This window comes from Pseudomonas sp. SLFW (assembly GCF_009905615.1).
In the GTDB taxonomy this organism is placed as follows: Bacteria; Pseudomonadota; Gammaproteobacteria; order Pseudomonadales; family Pseudomonadaceae; genus Aquipseudomonas; species Aquipseudomonas bambusae.
In genome coordinates this window covers 15,930-39,580 of the sequence record NZ_JAAAKW010000025.1, presented here as the reverse complement: position 1 = coordinate 39,580, position 23,651 = coordinate 15,930, and the positions used below count along the sequence as shown (strand labels likewise).

22 protein-coding genes are annotated in these 23,651 nt (G+C 60.8%); 14 read left to right on the top strand and 8 right to left on the bottom strand.

What is annotated here, in order from left to right:
- Nucleotides 1-8: 8 nt before the first annotated feature.
- From GVN17_RS26475 to GVN17_RS26460, 4 genes are all read right to left on the bottom strand, one after another.
- Complete coding sequence (locus tag GVN17_RS26475) at nt 9-422, bottom strand: thioesterase family protein (protein ID WP_166598246.1); 414 nt, start codon at nt 420-422, stop codon at nt 9-11.
- Between the two features lie 415 nt (nt 423-837).
- Nucleotides 838-1,533 (bottom strand): HAD family hydrolase, encoded by a 696-nt coding sequence (locus GVN17_RS26470; protein ID WP_166598245.1) that lies wholly within the window; start codon nt 1,531-1,533, stop codon nt 838-840.
- A 249-nt stretch (nt 1,534-1,782) separates the two neighbouring features.
- Nucleotides 1,783-3,084, bottom strand: a complete 1,302-nt coding sequence (locus GVN17_RS26465; protein ID WP_166598244.1) for an aspartate aminotransferase family protein — start codon at nt 3,082-3,084, stop codon at nt 1,783-1,785.
- A gap of 138 nt (nt 3,085-3,222) precedes the next feature.
- Complete coding sequence (locus GVN17_RS26460; protein ID WP_166598243.1) at nt 3,223-3,480, bottom strand: hypothetical protein; 258 nt, start codon at nt 3,478-3,480, stop codon at nt 3,223-3,225.
- Nucleotides 3,481-3,672: 192 nt separating this feature from the next.
- Here GVN17_RS26460 and GVN17_RS26455 point away from each other — a divergent pair, with 192 nt between their 5' ends.
- Nucleotides 3,673-3,990, top strand: a complete 318-nt coding sequence (locus tag GVN17_RS26455) for a YqjD family protein (RefSeq protein ID WP_166598242.1) — start codon at nt 3,673-3,675, stop codon at nt 3,988-3,990.
- Nucleotides 3,991-4,116: 126 nt separating this feature from the next.
- On the opposite strand, the gene GVN17_RS26450 is transcribed toward GVN17_RS26455, so the two are convergent.
- A complete protein-coding gene (locus GVN17_RS26450) occupies nt 4,117-4,926 on the bottom strand; it encodes an MOSC domain-containing protein (RefSeq protein ID WP_166598241.1) in 810 nt (269 codons plus the stop codon).
- Between the two features lie 123 nt (nt 4,927-5,049).
- The gene (locus GVN17_RS26445; protein WP_166598240.1) at nt 5,050-5,976 is read right to left on the bottom strand and encodes a chemotaxis protein CheV; all 927 of its coding nucleotides are present in this window, start codon (nt 5,974-5,976) and stop codon (nt 5,050-5,052) included.
- Nucleotides 5,977-6,507: 531 nt separating this feature from the next.
- On the opposite strand from GVN17_RS26445, the gene GVN17_RS26440 reads away from it, so the two are divergent.
- From GVN17_RS26440 to GVN17_RS26430, 3 genes are all read left to right on the top strand, one after another.
- On the top strand, nt 6,508-7,017 hold the full coding sequence (locus GVN17_RS26440; protein WP_178115767.1) for a hypothetical protein: 510 nt from the start codon (nt 6,508-6,510) through the stop codon (nt 7,015-7,017).
- A gap of 455 nt (nt 7,018-7,472) precedes the next feature.
- The gene (locus GVN17_RS26435; RefSeq protein WP_166598261.1) at nt 7,473-8,354 is read left to right on the top strand and encodes a sensor histidine kinase; all 882 of its coding nucleotides are present in this window, start codon (nt 7,473-7,475) and stop codon (nt 8,352-8,354) included.
- Nucleotides 8,354-9,013: a response regulator transcription factor gene (locus GVN17_RS26430; RefSeq protein WP_166598239.1), complete on the top strand. Its 660-nt coding sequence runs from the start codon at nt 8,354-8,356 to the stop codon at nt 9,011-9,013. The genes GVN17_RS26435 and GVN17_RS26430 overlap by 1 nt, the downstream gene beginning before the upstream one ends.
- A gap of 396 nt (nt 9,014-9,409) precedes the next feature.
- Here the strand turns inward: GVN17_RS26430 and yegS are convergent, their stop codons facing one another.
- Nucleotides 9,410-10,318: a lipid kinase YegS gene (gene yegS, locus GVN17_RS26425; protein ID WP_166598238.1), complete on the bottom strand. Its 909-nt coding sequence runs from the start codon at nt 10,316-10,318 to the stop codon at nt 9,410-9,412.
- Nucleotides 10,315-10,449 (bottom strand): hypothetical protein, encoded by a 135-nt coding sequence (locus GVN17_RS29750; protein WP_256665395.1) that lies wholly within the window; start codon nt 10,447-10,449, stop codon nt 10,315-10,317. The genes yegS and GVN17_RS29750 overlap by 4 nt, the downstream gene beginning before the upstream one ends.
- A gap of 342 nt (nt 10,450-10,791) precedes the next feature.
- On the opposite strand from GVN17_RS29750, the gene GVN17_RS26420 reads away from it, so the two are divergent.
- The 10 genes from GVN17_RS26420 to GVN17_RS26375 all read left to right on the top strand — a co-directional run bounded on the left by GVN17_RS26420 (nt 10,792) and on the right by GVN17_RS26375 (nt 23,651).
- Entirely contained in the window at nt 10,792-12,228 is a 1,437-nt protein-coding gene (locus tag GVN17_RS26420) for an undecaprenyl-phosphate glucose phosphotransferase (RefSeq protein ID WP_166598237.1), read from the top strand.
- A complete protein-coding gene (locus GVN17_RS26415) occupies nt 12,228-13,682 on the top strand; it encodes a mannose-1-phosphate guanylyltransferase/mannose-6-phosphate isomerase (protein ID WP_166598236.1) in 1,455 nt (484 codons plus the stop codon). Before GVN17_RS26420 ends, GVN17_RS26415 begins: the two co-directional genes overlap by 1 nt.
- A gap of 168 nt (nt 13,683-13,850) precedes the next feature.
- The gene (locus GVN17_RS26410) at nt 13,851-14,624 is read left to right on the top strand and encodes a polysaccharide biosynthesis/export family protein (RefSeq protein ID WP_166598235.1); all 774 of its coding nucleotides are present in this window, start codon (nt 13,851-13,853) and stop codon (nt 14,622-14,624) included.
- A 19-nt stretch (nt 14,625-14,643) separates the two neighbouring features.
- Nucleotides 14,644-16,638, top strand: a complete 1,995-nt coding sequence (locus tag GVN17_RS26405; RefSeq protein WP_166598234.1) for an exopolysaccharide transport family protein — start codon at nt 14,644-14,646, stop codon at nt 16,636-16,638.
- A 1-nt stretch (nt 16,639) separates the two neighbouring features.
- Nucleotides 16,640-17,821: a glycosyltransferase gene (locus tag GVN17_RS26400; protein ID WP_166598233.1), complete on the top strand. Its 1,182-nt coding sequence runs from the start codon at nt 16,640-16,642 to the stop codon at nt 17,819-17,821.
- Nucleotides 17,818-19,131 (top strand): cellulase family glycosylhydrolase, encoded by a 1,314-nt coding sequence (locus tag GVN17_RS26395; protein WP_166598232.1) that lies wholly within the window; start codon nt 17,818-17,820, stop codon nt 19,129-19,131. The genes GVN17_RS26400 and GVN17_RS26395 overlap by 4 nt, the downstream gene beginning before the upstream one ends.
- Before the next feature lie 2 nt (nt 19,132-19,133).
- Nucleotides 19,134-20,348 (top strand): glycosyltransferase family 4 protein, encoded by a 1,215-nt coding sequence (locus GVN17_RS26390; protein ID WP_166598231.1) that lies wholly within the window; start codon nt 19,134-19,136, stop codon nt 20,346-20,348.
- On the top strand, nt 20,339-21,436 hold the full coding sequence (locus GVN17_RS26385) for a glycosyltransferase family 1 protein (RefSeq protein WP_166598230.1): 1,098 nt from the start codon (nt 20,339-20,341) through the stop codon (nt 21,434-21,436). Before GVN17_RS26390 ends, GVN17_RS26385 begins: the two co-directional genes overlap by 10 nt.
- Nucleotides 21,436-22,833: an O-antigen ligase gene (locus GVN17_RS26380; protein ID WP_166598229.1), complete on the top strand. Its 1,398-nt coding sequence runs from the start codon at nt 21,436-21,438 to the stop codon at nt 22,831-22,833. The genes GVN17_RS26385 and GVN17_RS26380 overlap by 1 nt, the downstream gene beginning before the upstream one ends.
- On the top strand, nt 22,830-23,651 hold the full coding sequence (locus GVN17_RS26375; RefSeq protein WP_166598228.1) for an acyltransferase: 822 nt from the start codon (nt 22,830-22,832) through the stop codon (nt 23,649-23,651). Before GVN17_RS26380 ends, GVN17_RS26375 begins: the two co-directional genes overlap by 4 nt.

Below are 23,651 nucleotides of genomic sequence, written 5' to 3'. Positions count from 1 at the left end.
CATCCTTATTATTGGATCGTGGAAGCGCCGCGTGCAGCGGCACGTGTTTCGATGGCGGAAAGATCAACGATGGCGCGAGCGTGTCTGCCCCGTCCGACCGGCCCGGCAGGGTCTTCGGACCAGACCTCGAACCAGAACAGTTTCCCTTCCTGCCCGGTGAAACGGGCGTGTGAGCGAAGTTTGGAACCCACGGGAGTCGGGGCCAGGTGTTCGAGGTGGACCGAGACGCCCACTGACACTTTGCCTTCGCCTAACAGCGGCGCCAGCATGTCGGCAGCCACGCGTTCCAGTTCGCTGATCAAAAACGGAGTGCTTAATACAGCGGGATAGTTCTCCCCCGGCCGGGTCGCGAAAGCACGGGCGGTCATGTTCGACGTCACGAGTGTGTCGACGCAGTGGGTCGAATCTTTTTCAATCGGCATGATTCACCTCTCTTGGTAATGTCATTGACAAAGAGCAAGGAGGATGCCAGTTGGTTTTAAGCTTATAACTGATTGAAAGTGCAGGATTATTTTGAGGCGAATGGGAATAGGACAGCAGCGTTTGTATTTATAATTAACGTTAATTTTATTGACAGTGTTTGGATTTTTTACAGCGAAAGTGGGCGGTTTTATTGCCGTATAGAAAATGAGGGCGCGCGAAGGTTGAGAACGCCGTACACGAAACGTGTAGAGCGAATTTATTCGCGAAAAGGGTTATGGCGCCGAGGGTGTAGGGGCTGTACGCCCCTTCGCGAATGAATTCGCTGCCACAGGAATGAGTGCTCGCAGGCGCAAACAGGTGCGTGACCTTAGCGGACTGCTTCAGGGGGAATGCAGCCCGGCACGGCATCATCCCTTACCAATCCCCTGCGAGCACACCTTTCAGCCCGGACAGATCGGAAAACTCATACAACGGCTTCGGCGTGAACTGGCCCAATGGATGGCCGTACCGATTGATCCAGGCCACCTGCATTCCCATCGGCATCGCGCCTTCCAGGTCGGCGAACTGCGACAGCGACACGTGCAGAATCTGATCCGCCGGTACGCCAAGCTTCTCGATTGCCCGCTGAAAAATGAACGCCGACGGCTTAAATGCCCTGGCTTCTTCCGCTGTGGTGACCTGAGCGAATTCGGACCGAAACGGGTTCAGATCGAACAGCCGATTGTCCATGTTGGTGATCGGCATCAGCGGGTATTTCTCTTTCAGCACCGCAATGATCGCAGGCACTTCAGGGTGTGGCCGTGCCTCCCCCGTCATCGTGCTCAGCAGCGTCTCAGTGAGTGCCGCCCAGCGCTCCGGTCCTGCATCGAAACCCAAGGGTTGCAACACGTCTTGCAGCCCCAGCAGTGCAAAGTCGAAATAAGGTCGCCACGTGCCCGACCGATAACGGCGTACGGTTGCATCGTCCCATTTGAAATACAGCTCTTTCGCCGTCATGCCGGGAGTGACGCCGCTTTGGGCAAGCACAGCCGCCACGCCCGCCTCGCCACTGGTGTCCACATCGACCAGCGTTCCCCAGAAGTCGAACGTGATTGCCTTGAATGTTCGCATGTCATTGACCCTTGTTATGAGTGTTCAACCGGATTTGTCATCAACGCCCGGACCCCAGGCGTTGCGTCCGGGGTGCAAGACAGGTGCCATCGCCCAAAGCGTCGAACAATCGCGCGGTAGCGTGCGGCAATCTCGCCACGGAGCGCAAAAATATGAACGCAGAGCCCGACTCAACCGTATTCATTTCTTACAGTGACAATTTTATTAACGTTCATTTTCTGTACAGGGGCAGATCACGCCCACGGCTGATCACTGCGCCGCCGCGATGGCCTTGCCGAGCAGGTCCAGCCCCAGATCGATCTCGCTGTCGCTCACAGTCAAGGGCGGCGCAATACGGAACACCCCGCCCATGCCCGGCAGCTGCACGATGTTCATGCTCAACCCCAGCTTCATGCATTCCCGGGTGATGGCAGCGCCGAGGTCGGAGGCCGGCGATTTGCTCGTGCGGTCGCTGACGATTTCCATGCCGAGCAACAGACCCCGGCCGCGCACATCGCCTATCCAGTCGAAGCGCTCCTGCAAACGGCGCAGGCCTTTTTCCAGGTAGGCGCCAGCCACCTTCGCCCGCTCGACCAGGCCGTCACGCTGCACCACTTCCAGCACTTTCAGGCCCACGGCAGCGGGCAGCGGATCGGAAACGTGGGTGGTGTAGAACAGGAAGCCGCGCTCGTGGCAGAGGTCTTCGATGGCGGGACTGGTAATGACCGCCGACAGCGGCAAGCCCGCCCCCAGGGTTTTCGACAAGGTGAGAATGTCCGGCACCACGCCGTCGCGCTCGAAGGCGTACATCAGGCCGGTGCGCCCCACGCCGGTCTGTGCTTCGTCGAGGATCAGCAGCATGCCGCGCTCTTCGCACTTGCGCTTGAGCGCGGCCAGGTAGCCCAGCGGCAGGTCGATCAGGCCACCAGAGCTGAGGATCGGCTCGGCGATGAACGCGGCGAGGCTGCCGCTGGACTGGCGGTCGATCAGGTCGAAGCCGTAGTCGAGCTCGCCTTGCCAGTCGATCTCGCCATTCTTTTCGAAACGCGGGCGGTACGGGTATGGCGCCGGAATCGCCAGCGACCCCACGGCAGCCGGGCCGTAGCCCTTGCGACCGGCGCTGTAAGTCGCAGAAGCCGCGCCACCGGTCATGCCATGCCAGGATTGCGCGAAACCGACGATTTCATAGTTACCGGTGGCCAGCTTGGCCATTTTGATCGCGGCTTCGTTCGCCTCGCCGCCGGTGCTGAGGAACATGCTACGGGACAGGCTCGGCGGCAAGGTTTCGGACAGCGCGTGGGCCAGATCGACCACCGGACGGGTCAGCATGCCGCTGAACAGGTGGTCAAGGTTGCGGACGTGGTGTTGCACCACGTCGCAGATGTCCGGATGGCCGTGGCCCAGCAGCGAGCTCATCTGCCCTGATGTGAAATCCAGAATCGGTTGTTGGTCGGCGTCGTAGACGAAGCTGCCTTGTGCCCGCTCGATGATCCGCGACTCAAATGTGCCGCCGTAGCGGATCAAATGCCGCTGCGCTTTTTGCCAGAACGCTGTTTCCTGATTCTTCGACATGCCATATCTCCACTGAAATCGGCAGGACGAAGCGCCTGCCGTTGCGATGGAGTGAGTCTAGGAAGTTCGGGGTATCAATAAAAACGAATAGTGCTTATGGCAGCCTTCAGCGGCGCTTATATCAGGCGTAGATGGGCATCAGGCCCGTGCAGCGGCGACCAGTCGGTTGACTTCGGCGCGCACCATGTTGGCGTACTCGGGAGGTGACATGGCGTCGAGTTCGGAACGCACCCACTCCGACCACTTGCCCTTGCGTTTGGCGCGCTCACCCATCAACCGGGCGGCTTCGCCTTTGGCCTTGCCCAGATTGCTCTGCCACAAGTCGAAAAGACGGGATTTTTCGTCCTCGATTTCAGCGCGTTCGGTAAGGGTCTTGTTGGCCAGGTTGAAACTCATGACGGTTACCTCTGTGTTCAAAAACGGGAGCCGGACATTGGCTCAAAAAGCGTCAGCATCTTACACCCGCCACGGCCGATGCCCGATCACATTCGTCGCACTTTTTGCGCCGCGCCGGAAATACGCTGCAACTTTTTCCGGCCCTCGCGACTCCATTGCTCACTGCCATCATCAACTGAAAGGAAATTTGCCATGGCTCGTAAAACTGCTGCCCAAAACGCCGCCGAACAGATCCAGGATCAAGCATTCAGCGAATTGGCGGCCCTTATTGAAGAGTCCGACAAACTGCTCAAGGACAGCGCTTCGCTGGTCGGCGAAGAGGCAGAAACCGTACGCGCTCAACTGAGCCTGAAACTCAAACAGGCCGTGGATTCCCTCGGCAGCGTTCGTGACAAGACCAAGCCTGCCGTGCAAGCGACCGAGACTTATATCGGTGGCCACCCGTGGCAGACCGTTGCCGTGTCTGCCGGTTTCGGCCTGGTGGTCGGCCTGCTGCTCGGTCGTCGCTAAGCCGCTGCGCAGTTTCGTAGGACGTAAATCGGGAGGGCGTAGACATTCGCCCTCTTCGCAGGCGCCAGATGGCTGGCGTCTGCGGTCAGCTCACCCCATGGGATTCACGGGCGCGTGTTGCAGCCCTCACTCCAACACTTCGACTTCCATGCCCACCTCAACAACACCCGGGCCGTCGTTGACCATGTTCTGCCCGAACCACACCTCACCCTCTTTCTCGCGATACGTCTTGAGCGTGCTCAGCGGCTCGCGGTCGTCGCTGCGCTCCCCAGTGGCAGGATCGATGGTGGTCAGGATGCAGCGCGAACAGCCTTTAAGCAGACGGAATTCCATGTCGCCGATGCGAATGCGCTTCCAGCCGTCTTCAGCAAAAGCCTCAGCGCCTTCCACGACAAGATTGGGACGAAAACGCAGCATTTCCTGCGGACGACCAATCTTGCTCGACAAGTCATCCAGGGACGCCTGACCGATCAGCAGCAGCGGGAAACCGTCGGCGAAGCCGACCTTGTCATCGACCGTGCCATAGCCGGACGGCAGCCAGCGGGCGCGCTCCTTGGGAATGTGCACCATGCGTGTCGGCTTGCCGATGAACTCGCTGACCCACCGCGCCGCTTCGTCCCCCGCATCGGGCACGCGCAAGGTGTCGCGCCAGACTGTGACGCCGCGCAAGCTGTCCTCGACGTTGTCCGGCAAGGCGACGTTCAGCGCCTGGACACCCGGCGCTGACAGGGTGACTCCGCCGGCCTCGTTCCACAGCACCGAAAGCTGCGACATGTGCGGCAGCGCACGTTGAGTGAAGAATCGCCCACTGACTTCGTCCACCAGCATCCAGCGTCGGTCCCCCGTCAGCCCCAATTCGTCGAAACCGGCCTGCTGCAACGGCTCGGCCTTGCAGGATTTGAGGGGGTAACGGTACAGCGCGCTGAGGTGCAGCATAAACGCGTCCTTATGACTGGGCGGGAAAGGCCTCACTTTATACGAGCCATCGCCTGCGCGAACCCTACAGATGCAAAAAAGCCCCTCCATACAGCAAGGGGCTGGAAAAGGGTCGAGACGCCGTCAGTTGTCGAGCATCAGCCGCTCGCGCACGACGTCCACCAGCTTGTCCGGCTGGAATTTGGAGAGGAAGTTGTCGCAGCCGACCTTCTTCACCATCGACTCGTTGAAACTGCCCGACAGCGACGTGTGCAACACGACATACAGGCCGCGCAGGCGCGGGTCGTTGCGGATTTCGGTGGTCAGCCGGTAGCCGTCCATTTCCGGCATTTCGGCGTCGGTGAACACCATCAGCAATTTGTCGGTCATGACCTCGCCAGTGTCCGCCCAGCCTTTGAGCATGTTCAGGGCCTTGAGACCGTCGCTGGCGACGTGCATCTTCACACCGAGCTGGCCGAGGGTATCGCGCAACTGGGAGAGCGCGACGTTGGAGTCGTCCACCAGCAAGACTTCACGACCGCGTGCCCGGGCAAGCACCGGGTCTTCGAGCTTGTCGCGGGAGACCTTGGCGTTGTACGGCACGATCTCCGCGAGCACTTTCTCGACGTCGATGATTTCGACCAACTGGTCGTCGACCTTGCTGATGGCGGTCAGGTAATGCTGTCGACCCGCGCTGCTCGGGGGAGGCAGGATGGCTTCCCAGTTCATGTTGACGATGCGATCCACGCCGCCCACCAGAAAGGCCTGAACAGAGCGGTTGTATTCGGTGACGATGATGGTGCTCGATGGCCCCGGCACCAGCGGACGCATGCCGATGGCCTGGGACAGGTCGATCACGGGCAGCGTCTGCCCACGCAGGTTCACCACGCCGCAGACGAAAGGATGGCGCTGCGGCATCAGGGTCAGCTTGGGCAGTTGCAGCACTTCCTGCACCTTGAACACGTTGATCGCGAACAGTTGCCGACCGGCGAGGCGGAACATGAGAATTTCCAGGCGGTTCTCACCCACCAGCTGTGTACGTTGGTCTACCGTGTCGAGAATGCCAGCCATTCAATTGCTCCTGGAGCAGGGTTCAAATAAGTCCGCCTACCTTTTTTATCGGCAGCACCGAAGCAGACCTTAATCTTCATGTAAATGCCTGCCGACTTCATTGATATCACATTAACATCATGTTTTACTCTCGGGTATCCAGTGCGCTCAAATACTGACAAATAGTGGCTTTATGCCGCCAACCAAGTTAGCGCCTCTCCATGCATCTAGGGGTATTCCCTAACCGACGTCAGGGCAAACCTGATATTCGCGGTATCTAATTGCCATTATTGTGACGCCATTCTCATTGAATGGAGTCGGTTACGTGGTTGCGCTTGTGGAATCTCTCGATCCCCCTGTCAATCCGGGGCTTGTGGACGTGACTGTCCTGAGCGTCGAATCGGCCCGTGCGCGCGACGCGGTCTCATCGGCGACAAAAAAATCAGAACATTCAGAAACGCCCTACAGACTTCTCATTGCCTTCAACATTAACTTTGCGCCACTCGCCCTGCGCGACCCTGGATCGCTATCCATGAAAAGTGGAGACTTCACATGCTGAATGGCAATGAATGGCAGCAACTGCACAGTGATTTCCTCAGTGATACCCCGCAGCTTCTGAGCCGCGCAGACGAATGTCTCAGCCATCTGGAGCTGATCAGCGACGACAGGGATGCCATTGAATGCCTGCTTGTCACCCTCCAACAGGTCGCCGGCAAAGCCGATAAGGCAGGCGTGTGCGGCGTCGGCAGCTTCGCCCGCCAACTTCGCTATCTGCTGTATTTCGCTGCGGCGTCGGGGCGTTTGCTGCCCAAGGCGCTGGCGTCCTTGCGCCAATGCCTGGCGCTGTTGTCCTGGCAGGTTGAGCTGGTCGACCCTTTCACCGGCGTCCTGTTGCTCGATGAGGACGAGCAACAGGCGTTGCTGGAACAATTCGGCTGCTGCTGCGGCATTGAACAGCCCGAAAGCAGCCCTGCCGAGTCCCTGGAGTGGCCTGCCCCGTTACCCCTCAATCCCCCGGACGTCGCCAGCGTCGACCGCGCTGATCGCCCAGGCACACTCTGACCGCATCCGTCCGGCTTTCTGTGCGGCGGCGGCAACATGCCTGATAACGACGAATCCACGCCCGAATGAGCCGATACTCGCCAAACGCGAGAGCCATGCGCGTTTCCTGTTGCATCGCAACTTGTCGATGGGCAGGCTGAAAGTTAATGGGCGTTCTGCCGATAGACGATACAGCGCTGGCTAGCACCATCGTTCCAGAACTAAATCCTGACTAATCAGACAATTGTTGGCGGCACGTTATTTACAGTTAACGCTTAATAAAACCGGCGATTAAGGTAAGATCGTCGCCCGCTAATGATGACTTTAATCGCATTACCCTTATTGAACGTCGAACACTGGTTTCCGTATGCACGTAGAAGGTAGGTCGGCGCACGTCGTCGCGCCTGCTCCCTGACAAGTGACCTGAAAATGAATGTTCAGGTATCCGCAATCATTACTTGATGGCTTCATCCGCTATGCATGGCAGCAACAAGACTTTCAAGTTATGGCCTATGAGCCCGAACAAAGCGTGTGGATGGGTAGCGATATCAGGTCTGGTGATCATCGCGCTGAACACCCTCGTCTGGTGGGTCGACGGCAATTTGCCGTGGGCGCTGGTCAACGCCGCGACATTCCTGGGCTTCGGTTACGCCATGAGCCGCCCCAACCAGACCATCCAGTTTCAACCCCAGGAACTGGCCGACCATATGCTGCAAGTCCAGGAAACCGAACGCCATCGCTTGAGCCGCGAGTTGCACGACGACATCGGCCAGATGCTGACGGCGGCCAAACTACAAAGCGACTGGCTGCAGCGACGGGCGACTGAAGACCTGCAGGCGCACTGCGTGATGCTCAAGAACATCCTCGATGAAACCCTGGCGAAAGTGCGGGACGTTTCGGCGATTCTCAACCCGCGGCAACTGGCGAGCCTGGGCCTGGAGGCCAGCTTGCGCGCGCATTTGTTGCGAACGCTGGCGGACACCCCTGTCCTCTGGAGCCTGGAATGCCAGCAGCGGCTGGCCGGTATTCCCGAGGAAATGGCGGTGGCGGCCTTTCGCATCACTCAGGAAGCCGTCACCAACATGCTGCGCCATGCTCAGGCGAAGAACCTGCTGATCCGCATCAAGCGCTGCCCCGACGGGCTATGTCTGAAAATCTCCGACGATGGCCAGGGGTTTTCACCTTCCCCCAACCCTGGCGAACAGGGCCAGCGCGGCATGGCCGGCATGGCCGAGCGCGTGGCCTTGCTGGGGGGGCACCTCACCGTTAAAAGCGAACCCGGACACGGCACTGACATCGAGGCCCTGTTCCCTTGGGCACCCCGTGCCCGTGAACGCGCTGACATAAGTAAACATTGATGACCTGCACTCTTCTCCTGGTCGATGACCACGCCTTGATTCGCGCTGGCGTTCGGGCCCTGGTGTCCGACATTCCCGGCTATCAGGTCATTGGCGAAGCCGCCAGTGGCGAGCACTTGCTGGAACTGACCCTTGAACTCAAACCGGACATCATCCTGCTCGACATTTCCATGAAGGACAGCAATGGCCTCGACGCGCTGGAGCGTCTGCACCGTACCCTGCCCGAGAGCAAGGTGCTGATCCTGTCGATGCACACCGATCCGCACATGATCATGCGGGCATTGGAAGGTGGCGCCCATGGCTACCTGCTCAAGGATGCCACCGCAACGGAAATCGAACAGGCGCTGGATGCCCTGCGCAATGGCGAACGCTACCTGAGCCCGGCCATCGCCCATACGGTCATCAACCAGGCTTTGGTCAGTGCCCAGTCCAGCAAAGCCGAACCCGCGGACAACCACAACCTCACCGCTCGACAGCTGGAAATCCTGCGCCTCATCGTGCGCGGAAAGTCCACACGGGAAATCGCGTCGGGGCTGAATCTCAGCGTGAAGACCGTCGAAACCCACCGCTCGCAGATCATGAAACGGCTACAGATCTACGACGTGGCGGGCCTGGTGCTGTTTTGCGTGCGAGAGCACATCATCAGCCTGGATGATTGAAAGAACGAATCTCGCAGCCACTTGTGGGAGCGAATTCATCGCCAAGGCTCGATCGGTCAGAAGACCTCCATGTGGAGCCTGATCCGCCTTCGCGAATAAATTCGCTCCCACAGTTGAGCTCGCGTGTACCGGAAGCTGCGTGGCGCCGCTGAATCCCTGTAGGAGCGAATTCATTCGCGAAGGATGGGCCAGGCGATGTTGATGTGGCGGCTGTACAAGCCCCTCGCGAATAAATTCGCTCCCACCGTTTAGCTCGCGTGTACCCGAAACTGCGTGGCGCCGCCGAATGCCTGAGCTGCTCCCCATCAGCCCCAGCTTTTCGCGGCGCCGCGCGATCCCTGTGGGAGCGAATTCATTCGCGAAGGTGGCTCAGGCGATGCCGATTGCACTGACCACTCACTCGATCCGCTTCACCCCGCCCAGCAGCGGCGAATGCGCTGGCAGGTGAATATGCAGGGCGCCGGGGCGTGCTTCGAAACGCAGGTTTTCCCCGCGCAGCGGTTCGCCGTCCAGGTTGATGTCCAGCCCCTGCGCCGACTTCAGTTCCACCCACGGCAGCCGTGCCCGAACGAACAGGTTGTCGATGCCGAGCCCGCCTTCCAGCAGGCTTTTGAGGGTGCCGACCACTTCCTGCGGCGCAGGGAGAATGCTGATGTCCAGCAGGCCATCATCCGCCAGCGCATGGGGGCACAAAGGATGACCGCCGCCCGCTTGCCGACCGTTGCCGATTCCAAGCGCGAGCAGATCACCGCGCCAGTGGAAGTCAGGGCCGTTCAATTCGCCATAGGCCGCTTTCAATTCGCTGAAGCGCGACAAGCCGGTAAACAGATAGGCCGCGCCGCCCAGCACTTTTTTCAGGTCTTCGGAGGTGTTGGCCGTCACTTGGCTGCCGAAGCCGCCCGTCGCCATGTTGAGAAACAGCTGACCGTCCACCGAACCCATGTCCACCTTGCGCGCGGGCACGTCCAGCAGGTCCAGTGCCCGCTCGATCTCCAGCGGCACGCCCGCCGAGCGGGCAAAATCGTTGGCGGTGCCCAGTGGCAGAATCGTCAGATGGGCGTCGCTGTGGGCCAATGCCAGTGCTTCGGCCACATCCCTTAACGTGCCGTCACCGCCGCCTGCGATGATCTCGCGGTGCCCGGCATCCAGTGCTTCGGTCACCAGACGCTGTGCATCACCGCCCTCCCAGGTCACTCGCACGTCCAGTTCCCATCCATGCTTGCGCTTGCGTTGCACGGCCTGGCGAACGTCCTCGTTGAGCGCCTGTTTGCCGTGAAGAATCAATACTGCTCTGCGCTCCGTCATAAACCTTCCCTCTGTGCGTGCATTTCGTTGCGTGAGATGTTGACCTCAAGCCTGTCGGAAAAAGCCGTGTTGTAAAAAAAATTTTGCCCGCACCCGGAAAGGGCCAAAACCCCGCCGTCATTGGACTCCATGCTGCCTCTCCTCCCGCACGATGCGGATCCAAGACGCGCTTTTGGCCGATCCGAAGGCCTCATTGCCATGACACAGGATGTTTCATGGGCTTTACTCTGGTCAGGCACTCGTTTGAGGGATTTACCGATCCGCATTTGGGAGTAGTCCTACGCCACTTTGAGAATCAATGGGATTTTTTCTCATCGGCGGGATTGAAATGCAGATCGAGAGAGCGCCTAATCGACAAAATATTGGCTAATTTGGAATTATCGGTTCGAAAAGTCAGTATCTTGACTTTTATGGGTGGGACCGGTCAGATAAGCCAGTCATGGATTCACGGATTGAAGATGTGAGGACGTCTTATGCGACTGCAACCGGTCGACAGCCTTCTGCTGACACGCACAAGCCTGATCGAGTATTTCCTGTTCGCCGTCAGGTTGGTACACGGGGTCACATCCGTTCTGCCCGGCATCCTGATTTTTACCTTCTGGAAGACCGATACGCCCACACCACCGGAAAGTTACGTGATGGTGCAGGTGTTCTTTGGCGTAGTCTGCGTGCTGATGTTCCAGGCGCTGGGGGTGTATTCCGAGATCATCTTCAGCAACCGGTCACGCTTCAAAATGATCCTGTTCGTCTGGTCCTCCGCGTTCTGTGTGCTGCTGTTCATGCACAAGGCCATGGACCTGTTCGTCTACATCACCCAAGAGCAACTGATGGTCTGGTTCTTCGCCAGCCTGGTGATGTTTTGCGCCGAACGGTTGCTGCTGCTGATCATCTACAAGCGCCTGATGGCCCGTGGATTCTTCCTGCAAAGCGCCGTGATTCTCGGCGCGACAGAAAACGGCCAGCGGCTCGCCGAGTACATGCTGCAAAACCAGGACATTCGTTCGGGTGTATTGGGCTTCATCGACGACCGCATCGGTCGCCTGCCCAAAACCATGGCTAACCTCCCGCTCTTGGGTAATACCCGCGACCTGGAAACCCTGATCCGCGAAGAGAAAGTCACGCAAGTGCTGGTGGCCCTGCCCTGGTCCGCCGAAAACCGCATGGACTACATCATTCGTGAATTGCGTCGCCTGCCGGTGAATGTGTTGCTGGTGCCCGACATGGTCGCGTTCCGTCACGCCCACAACCGCATCACCGAAGTCGCCAGCCTGCCGATGTTCAACGCCTCGGACGTACCGTTGCGCGGATGGTCGCCCCTGTTCAAACGCATCGAAGACATGGTGCTGTCGAGCGTGGCGATTCTGCTGCTGTCGCCGGTCATGGCCGCCGTTGCCCTCGCCATCAAGCTGAACTCCCGTGGGCCCGTGTTGTTCTGGCAGAAACGCTACGGTTACAACAACCGCCTGATCACGGTGTGCAAATTCCGCTCGATGTACACCCATCAGGCCGACGCCACCGCCGAGCAACAGACCGTCAAGGGCGACGCCAGGGTCACTCGTGTCGGGCGCTTCATTCGCAAGACCAGCCTGGATGAGTTACCGCAACTGTTCAACGTGTTCGCGGGCAGCATGTCCATGGTGGGGCCGCGCCCACATGCCACGGCCACCAAGGCCGCGGGCATTTTGTTCGAGCAAGCTGTCAAGGAGTACACCTCGCGTCATCGAGTCAAGCCGGGCATCACCGGGCTGGCGCAGATCAACGGTTTTCGTGGTGAGACAGATACCGTGGAGAAGATCGAAAAGCGGGTCGAATTCGATCTTGAATACATCGAAAACTGGTCCGTCTGGTTCGATTTATACATCCTTCTGCGCACTGTTCCGGCAGTGCTTTTCTCTCGCGAGGCTTACTGATGGGCACCCTGATTCCCTGCATTATCGCCGGCGGTGCCGGCACCCGTTTGTGGCCAGTCTCCCGTGAGGCGATGCCCAAACCTTTCATGCGTTTGCCCGACGGCGAAAGCCTGTTGCAAAAGACCTTCAACCGCGCCAGCAATTTGCCCGGCGTGCAGAGCTTACTGACCGTCACCAATCGGGAAGTCTATTTCCGCACCGTCGACGATTATCGGCTGCTGAACGACCATAAGCTGCACTTGGATTTTCTCCTGGAGCCGTTTGGTCGCAACACCGCACCGGCCATCGCAGCGGCGGCATTGCATGTGCAGGAATTGCACGGCGATGACGCACAGCTGTTGATTCTGCCAGCCGACCAATTGATCACCGACATCGCTGCGTTCACCACCGCTGTGCAGGACGCGCAAAAACTGGCGGACGACGGTTGGTTGGTGACATTCGGGCTGATTCCGACCCGTGCAGAGACCGGCTACGGTTACATCGAAAAAGGCCAGGCCCTGAACGACAAGGGCTACCAAGTCGCCCGATTCGTGGAAAAACCGGACGCCAGCACTGCTCAGGAGTACCTCAAGGGTGGCTTGCACCTGTGGAATGCGGGGATGTTCTGCCTGCGGATCGACGTGCTGCTGCGTGAACTGGAAACCCACGCGCCGGACGTGCTGGCGGCTGTGCGCCATTGCCTGAAGCAATGCAAGAGCAAGGAAGGCAGCAACGAACTGCAAATGGAGCTGGACGCCACCACCTTCGCTCAAGTGCCGGACATTTCCATCGATTACGCCTTGCTGGAACGTTCGCAAAAAGTCGCGGTGGTGCCTTGCGAGCTGGGCTGGAGCGACATCGGTTCGTGGCAAGCGATTCGCGAACTCGTGCCCGCCGATGTCAACGGCAACCAGTACAACGGGCAAGTGGTGCTACACGACGTGACCAACTGCTACATCGACTCGAAGAAACGTCTGGTCGGCGCCGTGGGCCTGGACAACCTGATCATCATCGACACCCCTGACGCCCTGCTGATTGCCGATGCCGAGCGTACTCAAGAGGTCAAGCTGATCGCTCAGGAGCTCAAGCGCCAAGGCCATCCGGCGTACCTGCTGCACAACACCGTGACCCGCCCGTGGGGCACCTACACGGTGCTGGAGGAAGGCAAACGCTTCAAGATCAAACGCATCGTGGTCAAGCCGCAAGGGTCGCTGTCGCTGCAAATGCACCACCACCGCAGCGAACACTGGATCGTGGTCAGCGGCATGGCGCGGGTCACCAACAATGATCGCGAATTCATGCTCGACACCAACGAATCGACCTTCATCAAGCCGGGCCACACCCACCGACTGGTCAATCCGGGGGTCATCGACCTGGTGATGATCGAGGTGCAGAGCGGCGAGTACCTTGGTGAAGACGACATCGTGCGCTTCACTGACATCTACGGTCGTGTGCCAGACGCTCCAAAAGTCTGACCCTCGCGACCACCCGACACTGGCCGCGCCCGTCGCGGCCATTACCCCAACGAGACCGAATTCGACCCGACACCCAGCAACACCCGACATTGGACTTGGCAGTATCGCCGACATGATTGTTTTACCCGCAAGGGAGCCGTATTCATGCATGACAGGAGTTTTGGACCAATGAAAAACACGCTGTTGCTCGCCAGCGTCCTACTGCTGTGCGCGTGCAACACGCCGGCACGGATCGGCCTCCCTGAATCCCCCGAGATCAAGGCGGCCGAAGACGCCGGTAAAGCCCTCGCAGGCAAGCCATTGCCGCCGGAACGGATTCACGCCGGTGACACCCTGCGCATCGTGCGCAACACCGGTGAGGCCCCCTCGATTTCAGCGTTCACGGCCAACTCGATCTACGAGTTGACGCTGTTCCCGGTGCTCAATGACGGCACCTTTTCCTACCCCTATATCGGTTCAGTGAAAGCGGCTGGCCTTACGGTTCCGCAGTTGATCGAGGTGCTGGAGGCCAAACTGGCGCCGGTGTATCGGGAAACGGCGTTGACCATCAACATCAGCCAGGCACCCAGCAATGTGGTGTTCGTTGGCGGCGCGGTGCGCAACCCCTCCAACCTGCCGGTGCCCGTCGTGACCAATCTGGAGCAGGCCCTGGTGGGCGCGGGCGGGATCAACCCCGACGCCGACGCGACCAAGGTGGCGCTGCTGCGTCAGGGCGACGACGGCCTCTACAAGACCTACTTTTTCGATTACAGCAAGCTGCTGTACGCGAAGGGTGGCGGTCCAAGTGCGCCGGTGCTGTTGCAGCGCGGCGATGTCGTGTTCGTGCCCAAATCGACGGTGGGCAACCGGATCGACGGCGTAAACACGTATTTCAATCAGTTGATCCCCTTCTCGAAATCGTTGGGCTTCGGCGTGAATTACAACTTGCGCGACAGCAACTAATCGGAAGGGACTGCCGAACATGATCACGATCCGCTCATTCCGCGATCTGCTACGCCTGTTTTTCATCTTTCGGCGTGAAGTCCAGATCACCGTCATCGCGACGTTCGCCATTATCGTGCTGGGCGCGTTTCTGCTGCCCAGCCGTTACGAGTCCACGGCGCTGTTGCTGGTCAAGCCTGGCCGCGATACCAGCACCGTGCCGATCGAGCTGGCCGACCGCCAATCCATCGCCGTGCCCAGTGCCCTGCGTGACCCGCTTCTGGACGAGGAGCGGATGCTCACCGGGCGGCCAATCATCCGCCAGGTCGCCCATGAGTACATGGAGAAAATGGCCAACGCGCGACGCGAGTCAGGCTTCGTCGCCACGCTGAAAAACGCGCCCAACATCCTGTTCGAATGGCTGGTCAATGCGGCGCGCAGCACCCTGGAGTTCGTCGGTCTGGTGGCAGAGCGCTCGCAGGAAGACCGCATCGCCGAAGACATGGAGAAGAACTTCAAGGCCAGTCACGATCCGGGCTCTTCGGTCATGGAACTGACCTTCACCTGGGGCGATCCCGAGGTGGCTCAGGAAATCCTCAGGACCTGGGTCGACCGCTTCGAGGATGAGCGCACCCGTACACTGGGCCGTGTCAGCCTGTATGCCTTCTACGAGCAGGAAGTGAAGGACACTCAGGCCAATATTCTCGACCACAAACACCAGATTCAGACTTTGCTCAACAAGCTGGGCGCCGTCAGCATCAACCAGCGCCTGGCCGATGTTTCCCAAGGCCTTAACGACCTGCGCACCGAGCGCAACAACACCCTGCGCTCGATCGCAGCGACCAAGGCCGGGATCGACAAGATACAGGAGCAGATCAACAAGCAGACCCGGCTCATCAGCTCCGGCAAGGAACTGGCGCTGAACCCGACTCGCCAGGACCTGGAAAGCCGCATCAACGGCAAGGAAGTCGAACGGCAGGAACTGCTGCGCTCCTACAAGGAAAGCGCGCCGCCGGTCATTGCGCTGGATAACGAAATCAATAACCTCAAGGCGCTGTGGAAGAGCCACAGCACCACGGTTCAGCGCACCGAAAACATCGCCCCCAACCCGCTGTTCACCCGCTTGCAGAACATCCTGAATGACCAGCAGGCCAGCTACACCCGCCTGCTGGTGCAGCTCAAGCAACTGGATGCCCAGCTGGAGCAACTGGAGAAAGACCGGCAAGAAGCGCTGGACCTGGAACCGCAATTCGCGCGCCTGCAAAGCGAGCTGGAAGCCGAGGACAAGAACTACGCGCTGTACACCGTCAGCCTGGAGAAAGCGCGCATCGACCGCGAACTGGACAACAAACGCATCAGCAACATCGCCGTCATCGAACAGGCCACGCTCAACCCGAGCAAGGTCTTCCCGAAAAGCCTGGTGCTGTTGCTGGTGGCGATTCCACTGAGTATCGGCGTCGGTCTGTTGGCGATGTACCTCTTCTACCTGATCGATCAGCGCATCCACGATGCCGACAAGATCGAGGCGCAATTTGGCGTGCCGGTGTGGACCACCCTGCAAGACCTGGACGCCCCGAAAGGCCCGCCACGCAGCGCCTTCACGGCCAGCCTTTATCGCCTTTACAGCGTGCTGCCGCTCAAACAGGTGCCGGAACGTGGCTTGAGCATCGGCATCACGTCTGCCAATGCCGGGGAAGGCGTGACCTTTGTGATCGAACACCTGCGCGACCTGCTGGTGGAGCTGGGTCACACCGTGCGGGTGGGCGATGGGCGCACCGCCGAAGCCGGAGAAATCCAGCTGATCGACGCCTCGGATTTCTACAGCAAGCAGGAAGCGTTCGTGCACCTGCGCGACGCCGACCTGATCGTGCTGGTGATCGAAGCCGAAAAGTCCACCGTGCCGAAACTGCAAAACGCACTGGCGACGCTGTCCACCGCGTTCAAGCACGTCGATGGCGTGATCCTCAACCGCCGTCGCTTCGAGATTCCGGAAAAAGTGCTGACCTGGATCGGCCGTTATCGGAGCCACCATTAAGATGCAGATCGCCCTCCTCGCCCCGCTGCCGCCAGAGCAGAACGGCATCGCCGATTACGCCGGACACCTCAAGCAGGCGCTGGAAGACCTCGGTGTGCGCGTCAGAACGCCGCTGCACGGCGTCGGCAACGACCCACAGGCCGCTCGACAACGGGTGGCCGAGGCCGACTGGCAAGGCATCGATCTGGTGCATGCGGAAATCGGTGGCGGCCGTCTCGCCGAGTTTCATGCCCTGCGCGCATTGCGCCAGCGCTTCGCGCACTTGCCGTTGACCGCCACCGTTCATGATCCGGAACGCCTGGTCTGGCGTCGACAACAGCTGCCATGGCCGCTGTCGATGATGTCGTCGCTGCGCTCGCCGTTGCCAGAAGTCGCCACGGTGCTGGCCGACCCGCTGTGCCTGCATGAAGAACGGCAGTTGGCGCAGCGCCTGACCCGGCTGATCACCCTGACCAAAGCGGGCAACCGCAGCCTCATGGAGCGCATGAAGTTGCAGCAGGCGCAGATGGCCGTCATCCCCCACGGCAATCTGCCCATTGCGCCGATACCGCTGCCGCCGCTGCAACCGCTCAAGCTGCTGTATTTCGGGTTCATCTACCGGGGCAAAGGCATTGAGGACCTGCTCGAAGCGCTGGCCCGGCTGTTCGTTGAAAAGCCTGCGCTGCGGGCTCGCGTGCGACTAACGTTAGCGGGGGGCAGCGAACCGGAAATGGCGTTCGGGCCGTCCGGCAGCTACCTCGAACAACTGCGCCAGCGCATTCGTGAGCTAGGGTTGAATGACCTGATCGGCTGGCACCTGGACCTGCCGGCGGCGGACATCCCTCATGTGATTCAGGCCCACCACGTCATGGTCTTGCCGTACCGCGAATCGAGCAAGTTGAAGATCCTCGGCAAACTGCGCGGCACCAGCGGGGCGCTGTCCTGGGCGACAGCGTGCGGGCGCGGGGTGATCACCTCGGATGCCCGGTCGTTCGCCGAAGAGGTGTCCCATGGCAACGGCGAGATTTACCCGCAAGGCAATGTCCAGGCGCTGACCGACGCGCTGTCGAGGTTGTGCGAACAGCCGCAACTGGCACAGACCTGGGCTGACCGGGCCTCCGTTCTTGGCAGGGAGCGGGTCTGGAGCCTGACCGCCGAGCGATTCCGGCAAGTCTTCCAAACTGCATGCGAGGTGGCTGAATGACGGGAAAAGCGTTGCTGGCGATGGCCGTTTTAAGTGTCTGTGCGTTGACGTCGATCAGCCCGGCCGTCGAGGCCGAGACGATCCTGCGGGCGCCCCGTCCGGTGGTCTGGAAAGACTTTTTGGGGGTCAACGTACAGTTCCAGTACTTCACCCCGGACATTTACCAGAAACAGATGAGCCGTCTCGATCAACTGGGCCTGGGCTGGATTCGCTGGACCCTGCATTGGCCGATCCTCGAACCGGCGCCCGGGCAATACAACCTGGAAGCGCTGGACGCGGCGATGAAGGCCGCCGACCCGCACCACTACAACACCGTCGCCTATCTGGTGGGTTCCGCCGCGTTCGACAGCAGCGCGCCCCAAGGCGCCAGCAACACCGACCAGTACCCGCCACGGGACGACACGATTTTCGCCGAGCGCATGACAGCCCTCGCCCAACGTTATCCGCAAGTCAGTCACTGGCAGGTGTGGAACGAGCCGAATATCGTCTGGCTGCCGCAGCCAGATCCCGAGGCGTACTACGACCTCCTGACCACCACGGCCAAGGCCATTCGCAGCGCACTGCCGAACAAACCCATCGTCACGGCGGGGGTGGCGTATTACGGGCAGATGCGCGGCTCGACGGGCTACATGCTGCAAGCGATGGTGGATCGGGGCCTCGCCAGCCAGAATATCGTCGCCGCGTATCACCCTTATTCCGAATACCCGGAAGGCGACTCGGTGGCGGACCGGGACTTTCTGGTTCGCGCCATCAACCTCAATAAAAGCCTGCACGATCAGGGGGTGAAACAGGTGTGGGCCACCGAGTGGGGTTGGTCGAGTTACAGCGGCCCGGTGGAGATGCAGCGCGTCATCGGGCTCGATGGCCAGGCCGACTACACCCTGCGTCGTCTCGCGTTGATGAGCACGCTCGACTATCAGCGTATTTTTCTGTTCAACCTCAGCGACCTGGACGAACGGGCCACCCCCCGTGATCGCGGCTATGGCTTGCTCGACCTGAGCGGCGAACCGAAACCCGTTTACACCGCGCTGAAGAATTTCTTTGACGTCACGGGCCCGACCCTGCAACCCGCCGATCCGCCGCCCGTGACCTCGGTGCCGGAAGACCTGTACGCCATCTCCTGGAACAAGCCGGACGGCACGCACTTGCTCATGGCGTGGAGCGCCAGCAGCGCGCACCTGACCTTTCCCGGCATCAAAACCGCGACGTTGTATGACCCGCTGACCGGCGCTCACAGCTCACTGGCCAACGCCAAAGGCGTGGACATGGCGCTGACCCCGACCCTGCAAATCCTGGCGTGGAAACCCTAGTCATGCGCATTCTCTGGACACTGCCCTACCTGCCCTGGCCCACCACCAGCGGCGGCAAGACACGGGAATATCACCTGCTGCGCAACCTGGCAGCGCGGGGGCATCGCATCACCCTGTTGGTGCAGTCGAAAACCGAGCTGGACGACGCCACTCGCGCCGCCCTGGAGCCGTGGCTTGAGCGTCTGATCGTGGTGCCCCGTCGGCCATTGCGCAGCGTGCGCACCCTGCTCGCCGTGGCCTTCGCCAAGCCGCCGATGCTGGCCAGCGCCAACGGCTTTTCCCCGCAGTTGGAGCATGAATTCGAGACCCTGCTGCAAGAGCCATGGGACGTGATCCAGATTCAGCACAGCTACGCGTTCCAGCCGTTCGAAGCGCCGCTCAGGCATTCCGGCAAGCCGTTCATTCTGGTGGAGCACAACATCGAATCCGGTCTGGGCGCTGCCAGCTATCTGGACTTTCCCGGTTGGGCCCGACCGTTCGTGCGCTTTGATCAGTGGCGCTACCGGCAGTGGGAAAAGCGCATCTTCCCGATGAGCAGCGAGCTGGTCGCGGTCACCGAAGACGACGCGAAAGGCTTGTCGCGCATGACCTCAAGGGCGACCCATCTGGTGGTCAACGGCGTCGACTGCGACTACTACGCCAAGGTCAGCCCGGACCGCTACAGCCGCCGCCTGCTGTTCATCGGCAATTACGAATACGGCCCCAACGTCGATGCCGTGCAATGGGCGCTGGACCACATCATGCCCAAGGTGTGGAACCTCGACCCGATGGTGCGCCTGACCATCGGCGGTTTCGCCCTGCCCCATGACTGGCCGCAGCGTTGGGCCGACCCGCGCATCGATTGGCTGGGCTACGTGCCGGACCTGCGCACGGTGCAGCGGGACGCGGCTATTTTCTTCGCTCCGTTGCGTGAGGGCGGTGGCTCGAAACTCAAAGTGCTGGAAGCCATGGCAGCGGGCCTTACCGTGGTCACCACCGAACAAGGCTGTTCAGGCCTGAACGTGGTCGATGGCACCCATTACCTGCGCTGCGACGACGCTGACGGCCTCGCGCGGTTGCTGGCCGAAGCCATCGAACAACCGGCCCGGCTGGCGAAGATCGGTGAAGCGGGTCGGGCGTATGTCCGTCAGCATCACGACTGGTCAGTGTCCGCCGCGCAACTGGAAGGCATCTATTCTCGGGTTCATCAGCAAGAGGACGCTCACGCATGCGCGTAGGACTGGATTACCGCCCTGCGACGGGCTTTCCCAACAGCGGCATCGGCCGGCAGAACATCGCCCTGGAAGAAGCGTTTCGCGCCCATCCCGACGTGCAATTGCAATTGTTCAGCGTCGGGCCGTACGACCACCCGATCCGGCGCATCGCCCACTGCCCGACCTGGGAAACGCCGCTCAACGGCATTCATCGCTTGCCCGAGCGTCTGCGGTTCGAAGCGCAATTTCTGCCGGGTGCCTTGAAAGAAGCGGAGATTGAAATCTACGTCGCCAACCTGAACATGGGCCTGCCCATCGGGCGTAAACCGGCGGGTATCCGCTACGTGTTGCAGTTGCATGACTTGTTCCAGCTGACCATGCAGAACAACCACGGCTCGCGCCTCAAGGCCAAGGTCTATCGACTGACGGATCAGCTGTCCATCGGCCATTCACTCAAGGTGGCCGACCGGGTCTGGGTGCCCTCTCAGTACACCGCCGACGAAACCGTGCGGCTGTTCCCCGGCGCCCGCCACAAAATCCGGGTCATGCCCCATGTGGTCGAAGGCTTCAGCGTCGCGCCTGTCGAACTCGACACGCCATTGCCGGAACGCTACTGGCTGTGTGTGGGCACTCGCGAGCCGCGCAAGAACATCCCGTTCTTTTTCGAGGCCTGGCAGATCGCCCGCCGTCAGTTTCCCCGGACGCCGGACCTGGTGCTGGTCGGCGGTGCCGACTGTCTCACCCAAGCGCAACGGGATACACCGGGCGTGCACCCTGTCAGCGGCATCAGCGACGCGCAATTGCACCACGTGTACCAGCGGGCCGAGCGTCTGTGGCAGCCGTCCTATGGCGAGGGTTTCGGCCTGCCGGTGGTCGAGGCCCTGAGCGTCGGCACCCCGGTCGCCGTGGCCACGGGTTCCTCGCTGGACGAGGTGACGCCTGACGACAGCCCGCGATTTGCGCCGGACGACCTCGCCGGTCTGGTGCGACTGATGGGCGTGCTGTCCACCGCAGAACCCCACGACCCCGCCGCCCTGCGCGGGTGGGCCGGACGGTACGGCGTCGAAGCCTTCCGTCGTCGCTTCAATGACATGCTTGAGGAGCTGCGCTGATGCCACTGGCCGTGCCCGTTGGCGCCTTGCTCGCCCTGCTGTTCGGCGTGCTGATCCTGCTGCTGCCGCCGCTCAAGGTGCTGTTGGCGCTGGCCGGTGTCGCGGCGGCACTGTCCATCGTTCGTCGCCCATTGCGCGGCCTGTTGCTGTTCGGGGTGCTGGCCACGTTTCTGCCTTACGCCACGGTGCAGATCGGCATCCGCACCACGGTGTCGGAAGCCTTGCTAATGCTGATCTGGGCCAGCCTGCTCGCCCATCGCCTGTTCTCGCTCTACACTCCGCCGCTGCACTTGATGCGCACCGAGCGCTGGCTGATCGCCCTGATGATGTTCAGCGCGCTGCCGTTCGTGGTCGGCGAGCTGAGCGTTCATGTCGAGGGCAACGGCCCGATCAACTGGGTGCGCTGGCTGTTCAACCTGTCGCCGTTGTTTCTGGTGCCACGCTTGCTCAACGACGAACAATCCCGGGAACGGATGACCATCGCGTTGCTGCTCGGCACGCTGTTGCTGTTGCTGCTGTCGATCCCGGTGTACCTGAAAAGCGGCAACTCGACGGCGATCATTTCCATCATCGGCGGTCTGGGCTACAGCAACCTGGACACACTCAATCAGGGCCTCAGCGGGTTGTCGACGCGCATGGGTACGCCCTGGACCCACCCCAACATCGCGGGGGGTGCGATGGCCATGCTCTTGCCGCTGGCGTTCTGCATCGGCGTCACCCGGGAAGGATCGGTGAAGGTGCTGGGCCTGGCCGTGGCGGTGCTGGCCCTGGCCGGTTTGCTGTTTACCGGTTCACGGGGCGCACTCGTCAGCCTGGTGGTGGTCATGTGCTGGATGGCCCGTCGGCGTGTGCCCTATGTCGGTCGCATGCTGATGACCGGCGTGCTGCTGGGCTGCCTGCTGCTGATGTTCTACCCGCCGTTGCAGGAACGGATCGCGGGCCTGTTCACCAGCGACGACGCCAGCACCGCCGTGCGTTTCGAGGAGTACTCACACTTCCCCGACGCCATGCGGGCCTTCCCGCTGGGCATCGGCTTCAAGGTCGACCCGCCCATTCCAGGTACCCGACTCTGGGGCATTTCCAACCTGTGGCTGAATTACATCTACAAACTGGGCATCCCCGGCATGCTGCTGTTCGTGGCGGTGACGGTCAGTTGGTGGCGCGAAGCGAAACTGCCGCACAACCTGGTCAGTCTGAGTCGGGACACCGCGCTGTGGCTGGGCACCCGGGTGGGGGTGATGGCGGCGTTGTTCAGCGGCGTGTTCGACCACTATTTCAGCTTTACCACGGTGCTGATCGCGCTGTTCTGGCTGCTGCTCGGGGTCAACCTGCATGAAGCCAAACGCTTGCAACAGCGTGCGCAAGCCATCGAATCCGATCCGGGGGAACGACCATGAAGCACCGCATGATGCACTCGCACAATTTGCGTGAGGCCCTGCCGGAATACGCCCGCAAAATGGGGGTCAGCGCTGAAGAACTGGAAAGCACCTACGACTGGATGCTGGCAAACGAGGTGTGCTTCGAAACCCCGATGAGGGACAGGACCCTGTGTTTCATCAGCTACCTCGACATTCAGTCGCGCATCGAGCCGCCGCTGGCGCGGCGCTTCTATCGGTTGCTGTCCCATGAAACGGCGGGGGCGCTGATTCCCCTCTACGGCATCAACTGGCCGACCCTGCGCGACCGCATGCTGCGCACGTGGGAGCAGGCCTACAACATCCTCATCTGCAAGATTCCCAGCCACACCCTGCGCCTGTTCTGGCTGCGCATGGGCGGGGCGAAGATCGGCAAGGGCTCGACGGTGTGGCGCAACACGGAAATCCTCGGGGTCGATGGCCTGCGGATCGGCGACGACAGCACCGTCGGCTGGCATTGCCAGCTGGACGCACGGGGCGGGCTGTTCATCGGCAACCACGTCACCATCGCGTCCCATGTGCTGATCATTGCCGGTGGCCACGACCTCAAGGCCCCTGAATTCTGGGCGGTTGGCGGACCGGTGTACGTGCGGGATTACGCCTGGATCGCCAGTCGCGCGCTGCTGTCCTTCGGCGCTGACGTGGGTGAAGGTGCGGTGGTCGGCGGTGCCACGGTGGTGTCCAAACCCATTCCGCCCTACGCCATCGTCAGCGGCCCCAACGCCGAGATCAAAGGCGAACGCGCCCGTGGCCTCAACTACAAAGTGGGCGGCAAAGGCCTGTTCACTTTGTTCCACTGA

Bases quoted from the DNA above. Each gene is read 5' to 3' on its own strand.
- GVN17_RS26475 (WP_166598246.1), bottom strand. From the start codon at position 422: ATGCCGATTGAAAAAGATTCGACCCACTGCGTCGACACACTCGTGACG.
- GVN17_RS26470 (WP_166598245.1), bottom strand. From the start codon at position 1,533: ATGCGAACATTCAAGGCAATCACGTTCGACTTCTGGGGAACGCTGGTC.
- GVN17_RS26465 (WP_166598244.1), bottom strand. From the start codon at position 3,084: ATGTCGAAGAATCAGGAAACAGCGTTCTGGCAAAAAGCGCAGCGGCAT.
- GVN17_RS26460 (WP_166598243.1), bottom strand. From the start codon at position 3,480: ATGAGTTTCAACCTGGCCAACAAGACCCTTACCGAACGCGCTGAAATC.
- GVN17_RS26455 (WP_166598242.1), top strand. From the start codon at position 3,673: ATGGCTCGTAAAACTGCTGCCCAAAACGCCGCCGAACAGATCCAGGAT.
- GVN17_RS26450 (WP_166598241.1), bottom strand. From the start codon at position 4,926: ATGCTGCACCTCAGCGCGCTGTACCGTTACCCCCTCAAATCCTGCAAG.
- GVN17_RS26445 (WP_166598240.1), bottom strand. From the start codon at position 5,976: ATGGCTGGCATTCTCGACACGGTAGACCAACGTACACAGCTGGTGGGT.
- GVN17_RS26440 (WP_178115767.1), top strand. From the start codon at position 6,508: ATGCTGAATGGCAATGAATGGCAGCAACTGCACAGTGATTTCCTCAGT.
- GVN17_RS26435 (WP_166598261.1), top strand. From the start codon at position 7,473: ATGCATGGCAGCAACAAGACTTTCAAGTTATGGCCTATGAGCCCGAAC.
- GVN17_RS26430 (WP_166598239.1), top strand. From the start codon at position 8,354: ATGACCTGCACTCTTCTCCTGGTCGATGACCACGCCTTGATTCGCGCT.
- yegS (WP_166598238.1), bottom strand. From the start codon at position 10,318: ATGACGGAGCGCAGAGCAGTATTGATTCTTCACGGCAAACAGGCGCTC.
- GVN17_RS29750 (WP_256665395.1), bottom strand. From the start codon at position 10,449: ATGGAGTCCAATGACGGCGGGGTTTTGGCCCTTTCCGGGTGCGGGCAA.
- GVN17_RS26420 (WP_166598237.1), top strand. From the start codon at position 10,792: ATGCGACTGCAACCGGTCGACAGCCTTCTGCTGACACGCACAAGCCTG.
- GVN17_RS26415 (WP_166598236.1), top strand. From the start codon at position 12,228: ATGGGCACCCTGATTCCCTGCATTATCGCCGGCGGTGCCGGCACCCGT.
- GVN17_RS26410 (WP_166598235.1), top strand. From the start codon at position 13,851: ATGAAAAACACGCTGTTGCTCGCCAGCGTCCTACTGCTGTGCGCGTGC.
- GVN17_RS26405 (WP_166598234.1), top strand. From the start codon at position 14,644: ATGATCACGATCCGCTCATTCCGCGATCTGCTACGCCTGTTTTTCATC.
- GVN17_RS26400 (WP_166598233.1), top strand. From the start codon at position 16,640: ATGCAGATCGCCCTCCTCGCCCCGCTGCCGCCAGAGCAGAACGGCATC.
- GVN17_RS26395 (WP_166598232.1), top strand. From the start codon at position 17,818: ATGACGGGAAAAGCGTTGCTGGCGATGGCCGTTTTAAGTGTCTGTGCG.
- GVN17_RS26390 (WP_166598231.1), top strand. From the start codon at position 19,134: ATGCGCATTCTCTGGACACTGCCCTACCTGCCCTGGCCCACCACCAGC.
- GVN17_RS26385 (WP_166598230.1), top strand. From the start codon at position 20,339: ATGCGCGTAGGACTGGATTACCGCCCTGCGACGGGCTTTCCCAACAGC.
- GVN17_RS26380 (WP_166598229.1), top strand. From the start codon at position 21,436: ATGCCACTGGCCGTGCCCGTTGGCGCCTTGCTCGCCCTGCTGTTCGGC.
- GVN17_RS26375 (WP_166598228.1), top strand. From the start codon at position 22,830: ATGAAGCACCGCATGATGCACTCGCACAATTTGCGTGAGGCCCTGCCG.